The organism is Okeania sp. SIO2F4 (genome assembly GCF_010672385.1).
GTDB lineage: Bacteria > Cyanobacteriota > Cyanobacteriia > Cyanobacteriales > Microcoleaceae > Trichodesmium.
In genome coordinates, this window is sequence record NZ_JAAHGT010000886.1 from 1 (window position 1) to 4,074 (window position 4,074).

Below are 4,074 nucleotides of genomic sequence, written 5' to 3' on the forward strand. Positions count from 1 at the left end.
ATTGAAACTTTCTCCTTTTGATTTTCCTTAGCAAACAATTTTTCTAAACGGTCTTCCCAGTGTTTCTGATTAACATTGGCATCTTGAATGTAGGGAGAAACTGCAATTAATTTCATCATTAATTCATTCAACAATGAAAGGGGAAAACGCATCGGTCTCATCACATCTAAAAACAAAACTGCCCGGACACCATCAGTTTCATTCCAAGCTTCATGGGGAAAAGAATCATCAAAAATCATGCTTTTTCCTTCTTCCCAATGACGAGTTTCATTACCCACCCGAATCCTACATTTTTCTTTTGGTTCAGGTACTTTTAATGCCAATAAATAACGAATAACTCCTTTGTAGGGACCTCGGTGTTCGGGAATATGTTTACCAGGCATTAAAATTGAAAAGAATGCCGTTTTCATTCCCGGAATTTTTTCAATTAAACGAGTTGTTTCTGGGCATCTTTGACAATTTTTTTCTGCTTTTATTCCATACCCATACATAAAGAATGTTTTCCACAAATCATCAGGACTCGTATAATCAGCTTGGTCTGGAGAAATGTCTTGGAAATTTGGTAAATCATCTCGATATTTCAGGAGTTCATCTAATTCTTTTCTAATCAATATCCAATTTGCATCTATCTCTTCCACCCATTCAAAGTGGTGAGACTCAAAAAATGCTGTATCCCCAATTAAAGAATAACTAGGAATTAGCTTTTCAAAATATCCAAGTAGTTTGGCTCCAATTTTATATATTAATATTTTCCTAAATTTTGCCTTTACATTTTCTAAAGAAAGTTTGAGCATAGGTTTTTTTTTCGCTATAATTTAAGCTGTTTGGACAGTTTTTCCCAACCAGTTTCAAGATAATATAATATAGAATGAATTTTTTTTGAGCTGAGAATAATTAAAAGATTAAAAAAAATAATCTATATTTTCTGAATAATCTATATTTTCTGGTTAAGTTTTATGAATTAAGACCTCTCCCCCAACCCCTCTCCTACAAGGAGAGGGGAGAAACTCCCCTTTCCCTACTAGGGAAGGGGGTTGGTGGGTTAGGTTTTTCACTCATCACCTCATCATTACCTAATTATGGTGAGAAACCCAATGATTGGAAACCGTCAGGAAAGACAATAAAGCGATGCAGCGCCTTCATGCGGGGGTTTCCCCCATGAGCGACTGCCTGTACGACAGGGTGGTTTGTATAGAACAGGTAATAATTGGTGTATTGATGCAGACTGTAATGGGGCTGCAAATATAATCACAAAAGTAAGCAGAAAGCTAGGGTTAAACTTAAGCCGACTGTGTAGGGGCACAATGAAATTGTCCCCAAAGAGTGTATCTTTGGTCAGCGCGCGAAAAAACCAAGCAACACGGATTTATTCTGTTGCGTAGTATCTTCTTAGAATCCCCGTGACTTGAGTCCGGGGAGTAGTCAAATCTGTGCCATTTCAAAATAGCGGTGTTAAAATTACCAGTGTATCGGGCAAAGGCCATATTTTTAATATCTAAAATCTAATATGAGTGGTACTATCACCCCTTCCCAACCTAATATAAGTCAGTTGTCTGACATCAAGACGACACCATTAACTTCCGGCTCTCTAGTAGGAGATTTCTTTCAAGAAACTCTAGCATTAACCCGTCGATTATTTATCCAACTGAAACGACGGCCTTCTACTTTAATTGCTGGAATTATTCAACCTCTGATGTGGTTAATTTTATTTGGGGCACTTTTCCAAAACGTACCCCAAGGCTTATTTGGTGAAAGTCAAAACTACGGACAATTTCTCGGTGCGGGTATTATTGTCTTCACTGCTTTTGCTGGTGCCCTTAATGCTGGTTTACCAGTGATGTTCGACAGAGAATTTGGCTTTCTCAACCGCCTCTTGGTAGCGCCCCTGACATCCCGTTTTTCTATTGTCTTAGCTTCAGCTACTTTTATTGTTACCCTGAGTTTCATTCAATCAGCTATTATTATTGCTGCTGGTGCGTTTTTGGGTGCAGGATTGCCTAATATATTAGGATTAGCTACGATCGCCGTGATTGTTTTAATGCTAGTTTTGGGTGTGACTGGCTTAAGTTTGGGTCTTGCTTTTGCTTTACCAGGTCACATTGAACTTTTGGCAGTGATTTTTGTAACTAACCTACCTTTGTTATTTGCTAGCACTGCTCTGGCACCTCTATCTTTTATGCCTAGTTGGTTACAGGTAGTGGCTAGTTTAAATCCTTTGAGCTATGCAATCGAACCTATCCGCTACTTGTATCTACATAATGATTTCTCTTTTGGTAGTGTAGTGATGCAAGCGCCTTTTGGTGATATTTCTTTTGGAGCAGCATTACTGGTGCTATTGGTCTTTGATGTTGTGACTCTAGTCGCAATTCAACCTTTATTACGTCGTCGGTTTGCGTAGATTTAACAAGTCATAGAACAGTTGTGATTAGGCTCGTAGTTGGGTTTTAGCCCCTAAAATATTTATGTCTGGGCTAAAGCCCAACTACAAACAAAAATTTATTATAACTAATAGACTACTCCGGAAAAGAGGGAGTATGGAGTAGGGGCATCTATGCGAATCGACCGTACGGGAGTAGGAGAAATAATTGATGATTTATTTACGATAATTGATTTATTGAGTGATTATCGCAGATGTCTAATATAACTAATTAGTAGCAAACATTAACGTATTTCATATAGGTAGATCTGTGGGTCAAAAATACCAAAAAAGTTGTATTCTAATATATATGAAAGTTTCCTGAAAAAACAAAATACTAGATTATTATGTCTGCCAAACTTTTCACCAAAATTGTTTTCAGCACCTTAACTACAGGAATAATCAGCATTTTCCTGCCTCAGCACACTTTTGCTCAATCTTATGAAAATAATTATGAAAATAATACCGTTAATCCTTTACAGGATTTACAAACAATAGATAATCCCGATCCTTTCACAGGTTCAGGTGGGATAGATATGTTCGACATTATTCATAACTCCAGACTGGGAGATAACCGGAATATGAAGGAGTATATGCTCGAACAACGTGATAGTCTAAATGACGCAGCAACACAGTTCCGCAATAAACAAAAAGAACTTATACAACAACCACAGAATACTGCTGGTGATACTCCTGCTTCTGCTACAGGTAGTATTGAAAATAATCCTTAAATTAGTATAGTTTTTGGTTTCCAGCGATCGCTCTTTAGCTGCCATAACATAAGGTTGTTGTGAATAGAACAGAGTATAAGGAAGCAATTCCTAGGTTTTATATCATATTCGGTTAAATACTTCACGACTTACGCAAAGGTACTATATATAGAGTTCAAAAACTATAACGCTATAGTGTTTAACGCTATATATGTGGTCTCTGCGTAAGTCCTATACTTATTGGCACTTTGTAGATTGGGTTAAGTAACCTGCAACCCAAAATAGACTTTATAGTTATTGGGTTGGACTGTTGCTTAAGCCAACTTATATTATGTCCGGGTAATTTTAATTAGCAGTAAAAAACTTTCTCCTCCTTTTCCCATGGTGACGCTCATCACAAAAAGTCACCGTTCTGCTTCCGGCAACTCGTAATCTTTGCATTAACCGCTAGTCATTGTGCATTTTTTTGCACGCTAAAAATAGCAACAGAGTGTTTTGTGAGAACTCATTCACATTATTCCACTTCCCAAAAAATTGGGAGATGATAAAAACATAGAGTTCAAACACAGGAAATCAAAAATCATGAAAAACTAAATCGTTGCTTCTATCGCTGCTATCCCTTTCGCTTTTGCTGCTGCCACTACTGCTAATGCTGTAGCATTAAATGGACAGTTTAATCTGAGTTCAGGTCTCGTAGATGGTGATGCCAGCAATATTTTCTTAAGCAAAGACAGTTTATCTTTCACTCCTACTCCCACTCCAGTTATAATTGATGCTGACAAAAAGGAAGGAGGTACTTTTAGCAACTTCAACTCTGCATATATAGCAGTCGAAGCAAAGAGCGCGGACATAATAGAGAAAAACTATCTAGGAAAGATTATGCCTGCTCCTTATAGCTATGACTTAAGACAAAAAGTTATTAAGGCCATTGATGGTGGGATCAGTAAA

The 4,074-nt window shown here is 37.4% G+C and carries 4 protein-coding genes; 2 read left to right on the forward strand and 2 right to left on the reverse strand.

The window, feature by feature from the left end; all coding sequences use genetic code 11:
* Positions 1-794, reverse strand: a 794-nt coding sequence (locus tag F6K22_RS34460) for an aspartyl/asparaginyl beta-hydroxylase domain-containing protein (protein WP_293108806.1), incomplete at its 3' end; no start/stop codon positions are given.
* Between the two features lie 713 nt (positions 795-1,507).
* Between F6K22_RS34460 and F6K22_RS34465 the strand changes: the two genes are divergently transcribed.
* Positions 1,508-2,398: an ABC transporter permease gene (locus F6K22_RS34465; RefSeq protein ID WP_293108808.1), complete on the forward strand. Its 891-nt coding sequence runs from the start codon at positions 1,508-1,510 to the stop codon at positions 2,396-2,398.
* 365 nt (positions 2,399-2,763) lie between these two features.
* Positions 2,764-3,147 (forward strand): hypothetical protein, encoded by a 384-nt coding sequence (locus tag F6K22_RS34470; protein ID WP_293108811.1) that lies wholly within the window; start codon positions 2,764-2,766, stop codon positions 3,145-3,147.
* Between the two features lie 569 nt (positions 3,148-3,716).
* Here F6K22_RS34470 and F6K22_RS34475 read toward each other — a convergent pair.
* The gene (locus F6K22_RS34475; RefSeq protein ID WP_293108813.1) at positions 3,717-3,977 is read right to left on the reverse strand and encodes a hypothetical protein; all 261 of its coding nucleotides are present in this window, start codon (positions 3,975-3,977) and stop codon (positions 3,717-3,719) included.
* Positions 3,978-4,074: the final 97 nt, after the last annotated feature.